The sequence below is a fragment of the Paracoccus shandongensis genome, from assembly GCF_017315735.1.
Classification (GTDB): domain Bacteria; phylum Pseudomonadota; class Alphaproteobacteria; order Rhodobacterales; family Rhodobacteraceae; genus Paracoccus; species Paracoccus shandongensis.
On the sequence record NZ_JAFLRK010000009.1, the window covers coordinates 15,832 to 30,736 of the forward strand.

General features: G+C 67.3%; 17 protein-coding genes. 4 read left to right on the plus strand and 13 right to left on the minus strand.

Going from position 1 to position 14,905, the window contains the following annotated elements; all coding sequences use genetic code 11:
* Positions 1 to 30: 30 nt before the first annotated feature.
* Together JX613_RS08305 and JX613_RS08310 are read right to left on the minus strand one after the other, a co-directional pair.
* Positions 31 to 819: an EcsC family protein gene (locus JX613_RS08305; protein ID WP_237168450.1), complete on the minus strand. Its 789-nt coding sequence runs from the start codon at positions 817 to 819 to the stop codon at positions 31 to 33.
* Positions 779 to 1,381: a GNAT family N-acetyltransferase gene (locus JX613_RS08310; RefSeq protein ID WP_207100998.1), complete on the minus strand. Its 603-nt coding sequence runs from the start codon at positions 1,379 to 1,381 to the stop codon at positions 779 to 781. Before JX613_RS08310 ends, JX613_RS08305 begins: the two co-directional genes overlap by 41 nt.
* Before the next feature lie 121 nt (positions 1,382 to 1,502).
* Between JX613_RS08310 and JX613_RS08315 the strand changes: the two genes are divergently transcribed.
* Both JX613_RS08315 and JX613_RS08320 read left to right on the plus strand, forming a co-directional pair.
* A complete protein-coding gene (locus JX613_RS08315; protein ID WP_207100999.1) occupies positions 1,503 to 2,105 on the plus strand; it encodes a flavin reductase family protein in 603 nt (200 codons plus the stop codon).
* The gene (locus tag JX613_RS08320) at positions 2,102 to 2,635 is read left to right on the plus strand and encodes an adenine phosphoribosyltransferase (RefSeq protein ID WP_207101000.1); all 534 of its coding nucleotides are present in this window, start codon (positions 2,102 to 2,104) and stop codon (positions 2,633 to 2,635) included. Before JX613_RS08315 ends, JX613_RS08320 begins: the two co-directional genes overlap by 4 nt.
* Positions 2,636 to 2,666: 31 nt before the next feature.
* On the opposite strand, the gene JX613_RS08325 is transcribed toward JX613_RS08320, so the two are convergent.
* From JX613_RS08325 to coxB, 11 genes are all read right to left on the minus strand, one after another.
* Positions 2,667 to 3,134, minus strand: a complete 468-nt coding sequence (locus JX613_RS08325; RefSeq protein WP_207101001.1) for a hypothetical protein — start codon at positions 3,132 to 3,134, stop codon at positions 2,667 to 2,669.
* 93 nt (positions 3,135 to 3,227) lie between these two features.
* Positions 3,228 to 4,625: an FAD-binding oxidoreductase gene (locus JX613_RS08330; RefSeq protein ID WP_207101002.1), complete on the minus strand. Its 1,398-nt coding sequence runs from the start codon at positions 4,623 to 4,625 to the stop codon at positions 3,228 to 3,230.
* Between the two features lie 9 nt (positions 4,626 to 4,634).
* Positions 4,635 to 5,216: a GNAT family N-acetyltransferase gene (locus tag JX613_RS08335; RefSeq protein ID WP_207101003.1), complete on the minus strand. Its 582-nt coding sequence runs from the start codon at positions 5,214 to 5,216 to the stop codon at positions 4,635 to 4,637.
* Positions 5,216 to 6,490, minus strand: a complete 1,275-nt coding sequence (locus tag JX613_RS08340) for a M16 family metallopeptidase (protein ID WP_419538826.1) — start codon at positions 6,488 to 6,490, stop codon at positions 5,216 to 5,218. Before JX613_RS08340 ends, JX613_RS08335 begins: the two co-directional genes overlap by 1 nt.
* Positions 6,487 to 7,863, minus strand: coding sequence for a threonine synthase (thrC, locus tag JX613_RS08345; RefSeq protein WP_207101004.1), 1,377 nt, complete (start codon positions 7,861 to 7,863; stop codon positions 6,487 to 6,489). Before thrC ends, JX613_RS08340 begins: the two co-directional genes overlap by 4 nt.
* A 9-nt stretch (positions 7,864 to 7,872) precedes the next feature.
* Entirely contained in the window at positions 7,873 to 8,544 is a 672-nt protein-coding gene (locus JX613_RS08350) for an SURF1 family protein (RefSeq protein ID WP_207101005.1), read from the minus strand.
* Positions 8,545 to 8,613: 69 nt separating this feature from the next.
* Positions 8,614 to 9,444 carry a cytochrome c oxidase subunit 3 gene (locus JX613_RS08355; protein WP_207101006.1) on the minus strand — a complete coding sequence of 277 codons (831 nt, stop codon included), beginning with the start codon at positions 9,442 to 9,444 and terminating at the stop codon, positions 8,614 to 8,616.
* A 28-nt stretch (positions 9,445 to 9,472) separates the two neighbouring features.
* The gene (locus JX613_RS08360; protein WP_207101007.1) at positions 9,473 to 10,048 is read right to left on the minus strand and encodes a cytochrome c oxidase assembly protein; all 576 of its coding nucleotides are present in this window, start codon (positions 10,046 to 10,048) and stop codon (positions 9,473 to 9,475) included.
* Positions 10,045 to 10,245: a hypothetical protein gene (locus JX613_RS08365; RefSeq protein WP_207101008.1), complete on the minus strand. Its 201-nt coding sequence runs from the start codon at positions 10,243 to 10,245 to the stop codon at positions 10,045 to 10,047. Before JX613_RS08365 ends, JX613_RS08360 begins: the two co-directional genes overlap by 4 nt.
* Positions 10,245 to 11,165 carry a heme o synthase gene (cyoE, locus tag JX613_RS08370; protein ID WP_207101009.1) on the minus strand — a complete coding sequence of 307 codons (921 nt, stop codon included), beginning with the start codon at positions 11,163 to 11,165 and terminating at the stop codon, positions 10,245 to 10,247. Before cyoE ends, JX613_RS08365 begins: the two co-directional genes overlap by 1 nt.
* A 37-nt stretch (positions 11,166 to 11,202) precedes the next feature.
* Entirely contained in the window at positions 11,203 to 12,105 is a 903-nt protein-coding gene (gene coxB, locus JX613_RS08375) for a cytochrome c oxidase subunit II (protein ID WP_207101010.1), read from the minus strand.
* 171 nt (positions 12,106 to 12,276) lie between these two features.
* On the opposite strand from coxB, the gene tldD reads away from it, so the two are divergent.
* Together tldD and dprA are read left to right on the plus strand one after the other, a co-directional pair.
* A complete protein-coding gene (tldD, locus tag JX613_RS08380) occupies positions 12,277 to 13,698 on the plus strand; it encodes a metalloprotease TldD (RefSeq protein ID WP_207101011.1) in 1,422 nt (473 codons plus the stop codon).
* A gap of 67 nt (positions 13,699 to 13,765) precedes the next feature.
* Entirely contained in the window at positions 13,766 to 14,884 is a 1,119-nt protein-coding gene (gene dprA / locus JX613_RS08385) for a DNA-processing protein DprA (RefSeq protein WP_207101012.1), read from the plus strand.
* Positions 14,885 to 14,905 lie beyond the last annotated feature (21 nt).

Genomic DNA, 14,905 nt, shown 5'->3' on the forward strand with positions numbered 1-14,905 from the left:
GATATTTAAGGTCCAATGCAGGGAGCCAGGTCAGCGCGCGGCCTTGCGGTGGTCCAGGCGGTCGATGGAGAGGCGCAGCGCCTCGACCAGGGCTTCCTTGGGGATGCCGGTTTCGTGGGACAGGCGCATGATGCCGAAATGGACGCGGGCGAGTTCCTGGTAGTAGCGCGCGAAGGTATAGTTGATCGACGCGCCCACCACGGCCCCGAAGATCGGCGCGGCCTGTGCGGCAAGCTTCTGCCCCATCGACACCGACAGGCGCGGAGCCACGCGGCTGATCAGGCCCTGCACCGTCTGGCCCGTCACCGACATGCGCGCGGCCAGAAGGCCCAGGTCGGTCGTGTCATCCTCGGCCATGGGACCGGCGGCGGCGAAGATGCGCAGGCATTCCATCCGCACCTCCTCGCTGTCGGGATCGAGCCCGTGTTCCACCGCGATGTCCAGCATGGCCCGCAGCAAGAGCGTGATCGTGAAGGGCAGCTCGATCATCGCGCCCGCAAAGCCCCCCACGCCCCCCGCCGCCCCGCTGACGGTCGAGGCCATGCGGTTGAACCAGTCCCCCCGGTCGCGCACCAGCCGCCGCGAGCCGGTGGCCGCCGCAAAGGCCCGGTTCAGCGCCGCCCGCGTGATGCGGTCCATGCGGCTGCGCACGAAGCCAGGCAGCTTCTCGATCAGGCCCTCGGCGCTGTTGCCGACGACCGACATGATCTCCATCCCGAGGCCCCCGGCATCCAGGTATCGCCGCGCCAGGCGGTCGATCTGGGCATGGACCGAGGGATCATTGATCGGCGGAAGCACCAGTTGCGGATTGGTGGGCATCGGTATCCTCTTGTGGGTGGCCGACCGTGACACAGGGCGGCAGGGCATTGGTGCTGCGCGATATTCTGTTCGCATCGGGCATGGTTTCACGCGTCACAGGCCCCGCCACATCAACCCAGGCCCCGGGGCGAAGTTCCAGTCCCAGCACCCGGTCGGGGTTCGTGGGCGGCGGCATGATCACATCGTCCAGCCTGGCAAATCCGAAGCGGCTGTAATAGGGCGCGTCCCCCACCAGCAGCACCCGCGCCCATCCCAGCGTGCGGGCCCGCGCCAGGCTGTCGCGCATCAGAAGGCCGCCCAGGCCTTCGCCCTGCGCGGTCGGGTGGACCGCGATCGGGCCCAGCAGCAGCACCGGCTGGTCCGCCACGCGCACCGGCCAGAAGCGGATCGCGGCCAGCAGGATCCCGTCCGCGCGCAGCACCAGGCACAGGTCGGCCACCTTGGGCACGCCGTCGCGCAGGCGGTATGAGGACAGCGCGGTCCGCCCGGGCGCGAAGCACAGGTCGTAAAGGGCCTCGACCTCGGGCTCGTCGGCGGGCGTTTCGGGGCAGATCTCGTACATCGCGCCTCCTGTCGGATTTTTGCGGCCTTAGCATGGGGATGCGGGTGATGAAACCGGCACCGGCCATTGCGGGGCCGTGCCGCTGATGGCAGGTTGGCGCGGCGAAACCAGGAGGCCCGCGATGTTCTACCGCCCCGAGTCCGGCCACGGGCTGCCCCACAACCCCTTCAACGCCCTTGTCGCGCCCCGCCCCATCGGCTGGATTTCCACGCGCGGGGCGGCGGGCGACAACCTGGCGCCCTACTCCTTTTTCAACGCGGTGGCCTATGTTCCGCCGCAGGTGATGTTCGCGTCCACCAGCGCCAAGCCGGACCGCAACGGCACCAAGGACAGCGTGGCGCAGATCATCGAAAGCGGGGTCTTCTGCGTCAACATCGCCACGGGCGACCTGCGCGACCAGGTCAACGCCTCGTCCGCGCCCCTGCCCGCAGGCGTCAGCGAGTTCCACGCGGCGGGCATCGCCGCCGCCGAATGCGAAACCATCGCCTGCCCGCGCGTGGCGGGCGCGGCCGCCGCGCTGGAATGCCGCATGACCCGCGTGCTGCCGCTTGCGGGCGAGGCGAACTATGTCGTCTTCGGGGTGGTGACGGGCGTGCATATCCGCGACGATTGCGTGGTGGATGGCCGGTTCGATCCGCGCGCGGCGGGGGGCTGGATTGCGCGGCTCGGCTACAAGGATTATGCCGCCGTGACCGAGTTGTTCCAGATGGACCGCCCTGCATGAGCCTGAACGTCAAGGACTATATCCGCACCATCGTCGATTTCCCGCATGAAGGGATCATGTTCCGCGACGTGACGACGCTGTTCGCCGATGCGCGCGGTTTCCGCATTGCGATCGACCAGCTGCTGGCCCCCTATGCGGGGGCGCGGATCGACAAGGTGGTGGGGCTTGAGGCGCGCGGCTTCATCCTGGGCGGGGCCGTGGCGCATCAACTGTCCACCGGCTTTGTCCCGATCCGCAAGAAGGGCAAGCTGCCCGGCGCGGTGATTTCTCAAGCCTATCAACTGGAATACGGCGAGGCCGTGGTCGAGGTCCATGACGACGCCTTGCGCCCTGGCGAGCGGGTGCTGATCGTGGACGATCTGCTGGCCACCGGCGGCACAGCGGCGGCGGGAATTTCGCTGTGCGAGAGGCTGGGGGCCAAGGTGGTGGGCTGCGCCTTCGTGATCGACCTGCCGGATCTGGGTGGGCGGAAGGTGTTGGAGGGGTTGGGGCATGAGGTTCATGCGCTGTGCGCGTTCGATGGGGAGTAACAAGCTGACGGCGACTGTGGCAGCTCTGCGGTTATCTCGCCTGACCGGCATATTCTTCAATCGTCGCTTGCCAAGCCTCTCGAACCCTCTTGTCCTGTTCTTTTTCGGCTCTTGCAAGCAGCCTCACAATCCAGCGATCACCGACACGAGGCAATTCTTCGGATCGCGCTTGATCAAGAAGATCAGCCAAATCATCCGAAAATTCTTTCCGGGCGGCACGTTGGATTGCCTCGGTCATGTCCGCTCGCGCGTCGTCGATCCGTCCCAGCCTCGCCAGAACGATTCCTCTTTCCAGAAACAGCATGGAACGCTTCGGGCCTTCGCCGGGAAAAACACTCCCGACCATGATGGTGATGTTGCAATAAGCAAGCCGCCGTCCCGGCGTGCGATCCTGATCGCGACAAGCCCCCGCAGACAGGGCAGCGGTCATGCCTGCCAACCAGACTGCCAGGAACGCGTATAATACGACAGCACCTGCCTTGCCGTTCAGTCTTATCATTTCTGTCCTTGTTACTACGACAGACGTAAGCAAGCGTAGGGTGCGTGATTTCACGCACCATTGCCTTGAGAGCGGTGCATGCAAGCACCCACCCTACGCCAGAATAACCCCCGGATTCATGATCCCCGCCGGGTCCAGCGCGTCCTTGATCGCGCGCATAGCGGCCAGCCGCGCGGGATCGCCCCATTCGGCCAGGTCCGCCGCCTTCAGCCGCCCGACCCCGTGTTCCGCCGAGAACGATCCGCCCCGCGCCACCACCATCTCATGCACCGCGCGGGACAGGGGGCGACGGATGGCGTCATAGGCATCCCGCGTCTTCCCCTCGACCGGGAACAGGTTGAAATGCAGGTTGCCGTCGCCCAGGTGGCCGAAGCAGTTGATCCGCAGGTCGGCCTTGTCCGCCAGCATGGCGCTGCAATCGCGGATGAAGCGGGCGATTTCCGACAGGGGCAGGCTGATGTCGTGGCTGGCGATGGCGCCGATGTGGCGGTTCGCGTCGGGGATCGTCTCGCGGATCGCCCACAGGTCCGCCGCCTGCTGGCCGGATTGCGCGATCACGCCGTCGCTGACCAGACCGGCTTCGGCCGCTTCGGTGAACAGGCCCTCAAGCGCGTCATCCGCTGACAGGCCGGAGGGCAGGCCGACCTCGATCAGGACCAGCCAGTCGGGGCGGTCGGCGAAGGGCTGGCGCAGGTCGGGAAAGGCCGCGTCCAGGAAGCGCAGCCCCTGCCCCGAGATCAGTTCAAAGGCCGTCACGCCCCCGGCCATGCGCGCTTGGGCCAGCGACAGCAGGGTCAGCGCGGCTTCGGGCGATTCGACCACCAGCATGGCGACGCCGATTTCCGCAGGCACCGGGGCCAGCACCAGCGAGGCGGCGGTGATGATGCCCAGCGTGCCTTCGGCCCCGATCAGCAGGTCGCGGATGTCGTATCCGGTGTTGTCCTTGCGCAGCCGCTTCAGGTCATGCATGACCTGGCCCTGCGGCAAGACCGCCTCGACCCCCAGGCACAGGGCGCGGGCGTTGCCATAGCGCAGCACGTTCACCCCGCCCGCATTGGTGGCCAGCACGCCGCCCACTTGCGCCGTCCCGCCCGAGGCCAGCGCCAGCGGAAACTGCCGCCCCACCTGGGCCGCCGCCTCGCGGACCTGTTGCAGGGTGGCCCCCGCCCCGGCCACGATCACGCCTTCCTCGGGATAGACCGCGCGGATCCGGTTCATGCGTTCCAGCGACAGCAGCAGCGGCACCGTGCCGTCGGGCATCACCTGGCCGCCCACCAGCCCCGTGCCGCCGCCACGCGGGACGATGGGCACGCCCGCATCCGCGCAGGCGCGGACGATGGCTGCGACCTCATCCAGCGTGCGGGGGGCGGCGACCAGCCCGGCCCGGCCCTTGTAGCGGCCGCGCGGTTCTTCCAGATAGGCGGGGCCGATCTCTCGCAGCACGCCCTCGGGCAGAAGGGGGGCCAGGGCGTCGGTGGCGTCGTTCAGCATGGTCTTGTCCTATCGAGCGTCGCTGCGTCCGCGCCGGTCGCTGCGCAGGTTGGCGTAAAGCACGTGGTTGCGCCAGCGCCCGTCGATCTGCAGATAGCTTTGCGCGACACCTTCATACTTGAAGCCCGACTTTTCCAGAACGCCCCGAGAGGCGGCGTTTTCCGGCAAGCAGGCGGCCTCGATCCGCGACAGGTCCAGGGCGGTGAAGGCGTAATGGACCAATACGCCGATCGCCTCGCGCATATAGCCCTGGCGGGCGAAGGACTGTCCGATCCAGTAGCCGATGGTGCCCGATTGCGCGGGGCCGCGGCGGATGTTGTCCAGCGTGATCGCGCCCAGAAGCACGCCGTCGCGGCGCACCAGGAACAGGGGCAGCGCGGTGCCGCCCCGGCTGGCGCGGGCTGCCCAATAGACGCGGTTGACGAAGCTCTTGCGCGTCAGGTGGTCGGGCGACCAGACGGGTTCCCAGGGCGTCAGGAAGTCGCGGCTGGACTGGCGCAGCGACACCCAGGCGTGGAAATCCGCATGGGCGGGCAAGCGCAGCACGATCCGTTCGGTTTCCAACCTGACGGGCCGCGCGCGCAGGAACATCAGGCGGCAAGCCTTTCGGCCAGCGTTTCGCGCGCGGGCGCAGCCTTGACGGGGCCGTAAAGCGCCAGCGCGGGTCGGGCCTGCCCGATCAGGGCTTCGGCATGGGCGCGCACCTCGGCCACCGTGACGGCGGCGATGCGGTCCGCGACCTCGGCCGCATCGGGCACCCGGCCCCAGATCGCCAGGGTGCGGGCCATACGCTCGGCCTGCGCGGACGGGCTTTCCAGCGACATCAACAGGCTGGCGCGCAGTTGCGCCTTGGCGCGGGCCACCTCGGCCTCGGACATGTCGGCGGCGGCGCGCTTCATCTCGTCGATGGTCAGGTTGGAGAGATCGGCCAGATCCTCGGCCCCCGTCCCGGCATAGATCGTCAGCATCCCGGTGTCGTCGTGGAATCCCGACTGTGCGAAGATCGTATAGCAGAGCCCGCGTTCCTCGCGGATCTTCTGGAACAGGCGGGACGACATGCCCCCGCCAAGGGCTGACGAAAAGATCTGCGCCGCATAGAAATCATCCGCCAGATAGCCCGGCCCTTCCAAGGCAAGCGCGAAATGGGCCTGTTCCAGCCGCTTGACCTTGCGGGTCTCCAGGCCCTGCCAGCGCGCAGCTTCCCTAGGGGCCTGCGTGATCGGCGCCAGGTGGCCGAAGGCGCGTTCGGCCAGCCGCACGATGCGGTCGTGATCGACGGCCCCTGCGGCGGCCACGATCATCTGGCCGGGACCATAGTTTTCCGCCACAAAGCCCGCCAGGTCGGCGCGCCCGAAGCGGCTGACGCGTTCGGCCGGGCCAAGGATCGTGCGGCCCATCGGCTGGTTGGGATAGGCGGCCTCTTGCAGCCAGTCGAAAATGATGTCGTCGGGCGTGTCCAGCGACTGCCCGATTTCCTGAAGGATCACGCCGCGCTCGACCTCGATCTCGCGTTCGTCGAAGACCGGGTTCAGCACGATGTCGGACATCACGTCGAAGGCCAGATCGACATCATCCTCCAGCACGCGGACGTAATAGGCCGTCGCATCGCGCGAGGTATAGGCGTTGATATAGCCGCCCACATCCTCGATGGCCTCGGCGATCTGCAGGGCGGTGCGGGTCGCGGTGCCCTTGAAGGCCATGTGTTCCAGGAAATGGGCGATGCCGTTCTGTTCCGGGCGTTCGTTGCGCCCCCCCGCATTGACCCAGATCCCCAGGGCGGTGGAATGAAGCCCCGGCATCAGGCGCGTGGCGATGCGCAAACCGTTGGGCAGGGTCGTGACATGCAGGTTGGGGTCTTGGTTCACTGGGTTCTCCGGTCAAGGATCAGCGATTTAAGCTGCTGCACGTCGTTTTCAACCCGCGTGACACGTTCGGGCAGGTCGAACAGGGTCGCCATGTGCGGCGGCAGGGCGGGCCGGATGCCGATGGCCGCTTCCACCGCGTCGGGGAACTTGGCCGGATGGGCGGTCGCCAGCGTCACCATGGGCACGCCGGGCTCAAGGTGCTGGCGGGCGACGGCCACACCCACGGCGCTGTGGGGGCACAGAACCTCGCCCGTCTCGGCGCGGACCGTGCGGATCATGGCGATGGTTTCGTCCTCGGACACGCGGCCCGAGAGATATTGCTCGCGCAGGGCCTGAAGCGCGCCCTGGCTGATGGCGAAGCCGCCTGCCTTCAGTTCGTCCATCAGTTGCGCAATCGCCGCCGTGTCGCCGCCATAGGCCAGATACAGCGCGCGTTCAAAGTTGGAACTGACCTGGATGTCCATGGACGGGCTGATCGACGGTTCCACCGTGCCGACCCGGTATTCGCCCGTGGTCAGCGCGCGGTGCAGGATGTCGTTCTGGTTCGTCGCCACGATCAGGCGGCGGATCGGCAGGCCCATGGCCCGCGCGACGGACCCCGCGAAGATGTCGCCGAAATTGCCGGTGGGCACGGTGAAGTCCGTCGGGCGCATCCCCAGGGACGCGCAGGCGGTGAAGTAATAGACGATCTGCGCCACCACGCGCGCCCAGTTGATGCTGTTAACGCCCGCCAGCCCCACGCTGTCGCGGAAGGCGTGGTCGTTGAACAGATCCTTCAGCCGCGCCTGGCAGTCGTCGAAATGGCCGGTCACGGCCAGCGCGTGGACATTCGCCGCGTCGGGCGTGGTCATCTGTCGGCGCTGCACCTCGCTGACGCGGCCATGCGGGAACATGATGAACACGTCCACATTGTCGATGCCCTTGAAGGCCTCGATGGCCGCGCTGCCGGTATCGCCCGAGGTCGCGCCGACGATGGTGATCCGCTGGCCCGACCGCTTCAGCGCGATCTGGAACAGCTGCGCGATGAGCTGCATCGCGAAGTCCTTGAAGGCGAGCGTCGGCCCGTGGAACAGTTCCAGCAGGTGATGGCCAGGGGCCAACTGGCGCAGGGGCGCCTTGGCCGTGTGTTCGATGCGCGCATAGGCGCGGTCGATGGCGCCGCGCAGTTCGGCGTCCGTGAAGCTGTCGCCGGTGAAGGGACGGATGACGCGGAAGGCCACCTCCTCATACGGCAGGCCGTCCAGGTCGTTCAGGCCGGAAAACGCCGGGATCGTCTCGGGCAGATAGAGGCCGCCGTCGCGGGCCAGGCCCGACAGCATCGCCCCTTCAAAGTTCAGAACCGGGGCCTTTCCCCGCGTCGAGACGTAGCGCATCACTATCCCTCAGTATTTCCGCTGCCTGATACGCCAGATCAGGCCGACTGTCATCCCTGCCCAAGTCGCCGCGATCAGGAACCATTGCACGGCATAGGACAGGTGGTTGTTGGGGATCCCCTCGATGGCGACGGGGATCGGCTCGACGCCCTGGGCGTCGCCCTGGACGAAGCTGGCGACGACCAGCACGGGTTCGGTGTCCAGCACGGCGGCCATGGCGGGCACATCGCGGGCGAACCAGATGTTTTCGTCCAGGTTCGGCTCGGGCGTGGCGCTGCCCTTTTCGTCGGGCCAGTGCAGGTTGCCGCGCACGGTCAGGCGCACCGGCGGGCGTTCGGCATGGCGCAGTTCCTGGGGCACGAAGCCCCGGTCCAGCAGGATCGCCCGCCCGTCGTCGGTGACAAAGCGCGAGACGATCTGATAGCCCCCGCCCTGTTCCTTGGTGCCGGACAGCACGTCGATTTCGGCCCCCGTGGTGGTGCCGCTGACGGTCACGGGCAGGTATTTCATCGAAGGGTTGACCGTGGCGGGCAAGGGCACGGGCGCGGCCTCGATGCTGGCCTGGATTTGCGCCAGCATGTCTTCCTTCCATTCCATCCGGCGCAGTTGCCACAGGCCGAGGGAGATCAGGATCGCGCAGCCGACGATGCCGAGGATCAGGGGAAACAGGATGCGGCGCATGGAAAAGGTCCGGCTAAAGAAAAACGCGCGGGGTCTGCCCCGCGCGTCGCATTCCAGGATCGGCGGGGATCAGCTGCCCCAGACATAGACCACGGCGAACAGGAACAGCCAGACCACGTCCACGAAGTGCCAGTACCAGGCCGCGGCCTCGAAGCCCACGTGCTTTTCCTGGCTCATCTGGCCGTTCATCAGGCGCAAAAGGCAGACGAACAGGAAGATCGTGCCGATGATGACGTGGAAGCCGTGGAAGCCCGTCGCCAGATAGAAGGCCCCGGCATAGGCGGTGTCGGCCAGGCCGAAGGCCGCGTGGCTGTATTCATAGGCCTGCAGGATCGAGAAGACCACTCCCAGGATCACCGCGACGATCAGCCCGTTGATGGTGGTCTTGCGGTCGTTGTCATGGACAAGGGCATGGTGCGCCCAGGTCACGGCCACGCCCGACAACAGCAGGATCAGCGTGTTGATGAAGGGCAGGTGCCAGGGGTCGAAGGTCACGATGCCTTCGGGCGGCCAGACGCCGTCCTTGATCGGGCTTTCGGGGCCCATCGGATAGAGAGCCTGCTTGATGAAGTTCCAGAACCAAGCGACAAAGAACATCACCTCGGAGATGATGAACAGGATGAAGCCGTATTGCAGGCCGATGCGCACCACGGGGGTGTGATCGCCCGCCTGGCTTTCACGCACCACATCGGCCCACCAGCTGTACATCACGTACAGAACCCCGGCCAGGCCGATCAGGAACAGCCAGGGGCCGTTGACCGGAATGCCCAGCAGGTGAACTTCGTCCGCATGCATCCAGCCCACCGCGCCATACAGCATCAGGAAGGCCGAGATCGCTGCGACAAAGGGCCAGATCGACGGCGGAAGGATATGGTAATCGTGGTTCTTTGCGTGCGCCATGAGCTGTCCCCGTCGGCTCCTTATGTGTTCAGTTGACGTTGGCGGCCGGGGCGGCGTCAAGCGCCGCCTGCTTCGGCTCGGTCCGGTGGAAGGTATAGGACAGGGTGATGTCCCTGACCCAGGACGCGTCGCGGTCGCCCACAAGCCCGGGATCGACAAAGAAGCTGACCGGCATCTCGATCCGTTCGCCCGGTTGCAGGGTCTGTTCCGTGAAGCAGAAGCATTCGATCTTGTCGAAGTAATAGCCCGCCACTTCCGGCGCGACGTTATAGCTGGCCGTGCCGGTGACGGGCACGTCGGAATTGTTCACGGCCTCGTAGAAGGCCAGGCCCGTTTCGCCGATCTTCAGTTCCATGCTGGCCTGCATGGGCCGGAAGGTCCAGTCGAGGTTCGGGTCCACATTGGCGTCGAAGCGGACCCGGATCACCTCGTCCAGGACCGTGTCCGACCCGGCCTGCGAGACCTGCGTGGTGCCGCCATAGCCCGTGACGCGGCAGAACCAGTCGTAGAAGGGCACGGCGGCCCAGGCGAGCGCGCCCATGGTCAGCACGACCGCGACCAGGGCGGTGACGGTTTTCGTCTCGGGCGACATGCGGCGGCTCATCGGGCGGCCTCCGGCTGATCGGACGGCAGGACGGACACGCGGGGCTGGTGGTCGAAGGCTTCCATCATGTCGCCCTGCTGGACCTTGACCACCGTCAGGCCGAAGACCAGCGCGACGAAACAGACCAGGACGACGGCCAGGCCGACATTGCGCGACCGGCGGCGGCGGTGGATCTCATGCTCGGCGTTCAGCGGCATCACCAGGCCCCCCACCAGTTCTGGACCAGAAGCGCAACGAAATGCAGGAACAGATAGTTCAAGGACAGCTTGAAGACGCGCTTTTCCACGGCATAGCCATCGGCGATGGCCGCTTCCTCGGACCGGCGCAGGATCTGCCAGCCGCCGTGGATGAACAGCGCGTTCAGCACCACGGACGCCGCCAGATAGATCGGCCCGCCGACTTGCGTGAAGCCCAGCCAAACCGCGAAGGGCGCCAGCACCAGCGTATAGGCGAAGATATGGCGGCGCGTCGCCGGGCGGCCATGGGTGACGGTCAGCATCGGCACCTTGGCCTCGTGGTAATCCGACTTCATGAACAGCGCCAACGCCCAGAAATGCGGCGGCGTCCAGAAGAAGATCAGCGCGAACATCAGAAGCGATTCGAGGCTGATGCCCCCGGTGGCGCAGGCCCAGCCGATCATCGGCGGGAAAGCGCCCGCCGCGCCGCCGATCACGATGTTCTGCGGCGTCCAGCGTTTCAGCCAGATCGTATAGACCACGGCATAGAAGAAGATCGTGAAGGCCAGAAAGCCCGCCGCGAACCAGTTCGCCGCCAGCCCCAGCATCATCACGGCAAATCCCGCCAGGATCAGCCCAAGCGCCAGGGCGGCATTGCCGTCGATCCGGCCCGCCGGGATCGGGCGGTTCTGCGTGCGCCGCATCACCGCGTCGATATCGGCGTCATACCACATGTTCAGCGCGCCCGAGGCCCCGCCGCCAAGCGCGATGAACAGGACCGAGCAGAAGGCGATAAAGGGATGCACGTCGACCGGCGCGACCCACAGGCCCACAAAGGCCGTGAAGACGACCAGCGACATCACACGCGGCTTCAGCAGCGCGACGAAGTCGCTGAACTCGGCCTCGGGGGCTGCGCCTTGGTATGCGTTGATGTCGGTCATGTCGTCCGTCTGGCTTTCTGGCTGGTCCGGGCGGCGGTCACTCGGCCCGGGCCACCTGAACGTCGGTTGCAGCCGATGCGGCGGCGGTTTCCGCCACCCCTTCCAGGGTGCCGCCCTGCTCGGCGACCCACTGGGCATAGACCTCGGGGCTGACCGCCTTCACGACGATCGGCATGTAGGCGTGGTTGATGCCGCAAAGCTCGCTGCACTGGCCGAAATAGACGCCTTCCTGTTCCACGTTGAACCAGGCCTGCGCGATCCGGCCCGGAACGGCGTCCTGCTTGACGGCGAAGGCGGGGATCGTCCAGCTGTGGATCACGTCGTTGGCGGTCACCTGCAGCAGCACGGTCTGGCCCACGGGCACGACCACGGCATTGTCGGTGGCCAGCAGGTATTCGTCCTCGGCATAGCCGTAATCGGCCAGCTCTTCCTTGGTCAGCATGATCGCGTCGAAGCTGAGGCCGTTTTCCGGGTATTCGTAGGACCAGTACCACTGGTTGCCGATGGCCTTGATCACCACGTCGGGATCGGCGGGCATTTCCTGGCTGCGGAACAGCGCGGGCAGCGAAAAGGCGCCGATAGTCACCAGGATCAGCACCGGCACCAGCGTCCAGCCGATCTCCAGCGGGGTGTTGTGCGTGAACTTGGCCGGCACCGGGTTCGAGCGGCTGTTGTAGCGCAGGATCACCGCCAGCAGCAGCAGGCAGACGAAGATCGTGACCGCGGTGATGATGATCAGCACGAAATGGTCCAGCCATTGCTGGTCGCGCGCCAGTTCCGTCGCGGCGGGCTGGAAGTTCACGCCCCTGGGTTCCGGCTTGCCGATCACGGGAAGCTCGCCCAGAGCGTCCTGCGCCAAGGCAGTGCTGGCTATCATTCCCGCTGTCGCAAGCCCGGAACATGCCGCGACCCCACGGCGAATCATCGCTATTGCCATCATTCCATCCCGTTATCCTGGTGCGGCCGCGCGACCGCAGGCGCCCGAGGGCGACCCTTTTCCTTTAACAATCTCCGTTCTATGACCATATCTCGACCCCACGGGCAAGTGATACATAAGCCTGCCTGCGCAAAATCCCGGCATCGCGCCCCTTTCGGAAGATGACCCCCGCCCATGAGCCGCACCCCCTTCGACCCCTTCGCCACCCATCTGGACCGCGACCGCGCCCTGGCCATCCTGCGCGAGGCGACCGCCGGCGCCGAGGATGGAGAGCTTTTCCTGGAACGATCCGTGTCGGAATCGCTGGTCTTCGACGACGGGCGGCTGCGCAATTCGGGCTATACCGCCGAGCAGGGCTTCGGGTTGCGCGCCGTCCGGGGCGAGGTGACGGGATACGCCCATTCGACCGAGATATCAGAACCCGCCCTGCGCCGCGCGGCGGAAACCGCGCGCCTGGCGGTGGGCGCGGGCGGCGCCGTCCTGGCCCCCGCCGCGCCCTTGCAGGTCCAGCCGCTCTACATGGCCGCCGACCCGGCCGAGGGCATCCCCTTCGCCACCCGGATCGAGCTGCTGCGCCAGATCGACGACTACGCCCGCTCGCGCGATCCCCGCGTGGTGCAGGTCACGGTGTCGCTGGCCTCGTCCCTGCAGGAAATCGCGATCCTGCGGCCCGAGGGCGGGCTAGTCACCGACATTCGCCCCATGGCGCGGCTGAATGTCAGCGTGATCGTGGAAAACAACGACCGCCGCGAATCCGGCGGCCATGGCGGCGGCGGGCGCGTGCCCCTGGCCGGGCTGATGGACCCCGCCCACTGGCAGCCCGCCGTGGACGAGGCGCTGCGCATCGCCCTGGTCAACCTGCGATCCGTTCCCGCGCCTGCGGGCGTGATGGACGTGGTGCTGGGCCCCGGCTGGCCCGGCATCCTGCTGCACGAGGCCGTGGGCCACGGGCTTGAGGGCGATTTCAACCGCAAGAAGGCCTCGGCCTTTGCGGGGCTGATGGGCCAGCGGGTCGCAGCCCCCGGCGTGACGGTGGTCGATGACGGCACCATCCCCGACCGGCGCGGCAGCATCAGCGTGGACGATGAGGGGATGCCCCCTGCCCGCAACGTGCTGATCGAGGACGGGATCCTTGTGGGCTACATGCAAGACCGCCAGAACGCCCGGCTGATGGGGGTGGAACCAACCGGCAACGGTCGGCGGCAGGGCTTTGCCCATGCGCCGATGCCGCGCATGACCAACACCTACATGCCCGGCGGCGATGCGGATCCGGCGGCGATCCTGGCGGATCTGCGCGACGGCATCTATGCCGTGGGCTTCGGCGGCGGGCAGGTGGACATCACCAACGGCAAGTTCGTCTTTTCCTGCACCGAGGCGTACCGCGTGAAGGACGGCGTGGTGGGCGATCCGATCCGGGGGGCCACCCTGATCGGCGACGGGGCGACCGCCCTGCAACAGGTCCGCGCCATCGGCAACGACATGAGCCTGGATCCCGGCATCGGCAATTGCGGCAAGCAGGGGCAATGGGTGCCGGTGGGCGTGGGCCAGCCGACGCTGCTGATCGGCGGGCTGACGGTGGGCGGCTCGGCGGCGTGAGGTGCTGCTAACCAGTTGTTAACGGCTTCGGGGTAATGCTGATTCCCGGACAAGGGCCGGAGGCAGCATGGATACCGGGCATCTTCCTTTCGACGGGCGCAGCACCCCCGACGACGACCTGGCGGTGTTGCGCCTGATCCGGTCGCGCCGGGTTGGACCCACAACCTATCACCGGCTGGTCGCCGAACACGGCAGCGCGCGTGCGGCGCTGGAGGCCCTGCCCGCCATCGCGGCGGCGGCGGGCATCCCCGATTATGAGGCCTGCCCCGAAGGCGTGGCGGCGGCGGAACTGGCGGCGGGCCGCAAGGTCGGCGCACGGCTGATCCGCTGCGATTCGCCCCTTTACCCGGCGGCGCTGCGCGAGATCGACGGGGCGCCTCCGATCCTGTGGGTGCGCGGCGATCCCTCCTGGCTGTCCAGGAACCCGGTGGCGGTGATCGGGGCGCGCAACGCCTCATCGCTGGGCCTGCGCATGGCGCGGGGCATGGCTGCGGGATTGGGCGAGGCCGGGCATACGGTCGTCGCGGGCCTGGCGCGCGGCATCGACACGGCCGCCCATAACGCGGCCCTGCCCACCGGCACCATCGCGGTGATGGCGGGGGGCGTCGATGTGATCTATCCGGCGGAAAACGTCATCCTGGCCGCGCAGATCGCGGAAAAGGGCGTGCTCGTGTCGGAACAGCCGCCCGGGACCGAACCGCAGGCCCGCCATTTCCCCACCCGCAACCGCATCGTGTCTGGCCTGTCGCTGGCCGTGGTGGTGATCGAGGCCGCGCATCGATCCGGCACGCTGATCACGGCGAAGAACGCGCTGGATCAGGGGCGAGAGGTGATGGCCGTGCCGGGCCACCCGATGGATGCCCGCGCGGGGGGCTGCAACCAGTTGATCCGCGACGGGGCGTTGCTGGTACGCAGCGCGGCCGATGTCTGCACGGCGCTTGGCCGCGAGGCAGAGCCTGCGGGCATGGCCGAGACAGCGCCCGTCCCCCTCGCCCGCCCCCAGCCGGTCGAGGCCGGGCAGATCGAGGCGCGGATCCTGTCGCGGCTCGGCCCCTCGCCCTCGGATGAAAACGACGTGATCCGCGACCTGGGCCTGCCTGCCGCTGCGGCAAGTGCTGCGATCCTGTCGCTGGAACTGCAGGGCCGGCTGCTGCGCGTGCCGGGCGGGCGGCTGGCACTTGGCTGATGGCGGCACAAGCGGCGGGTG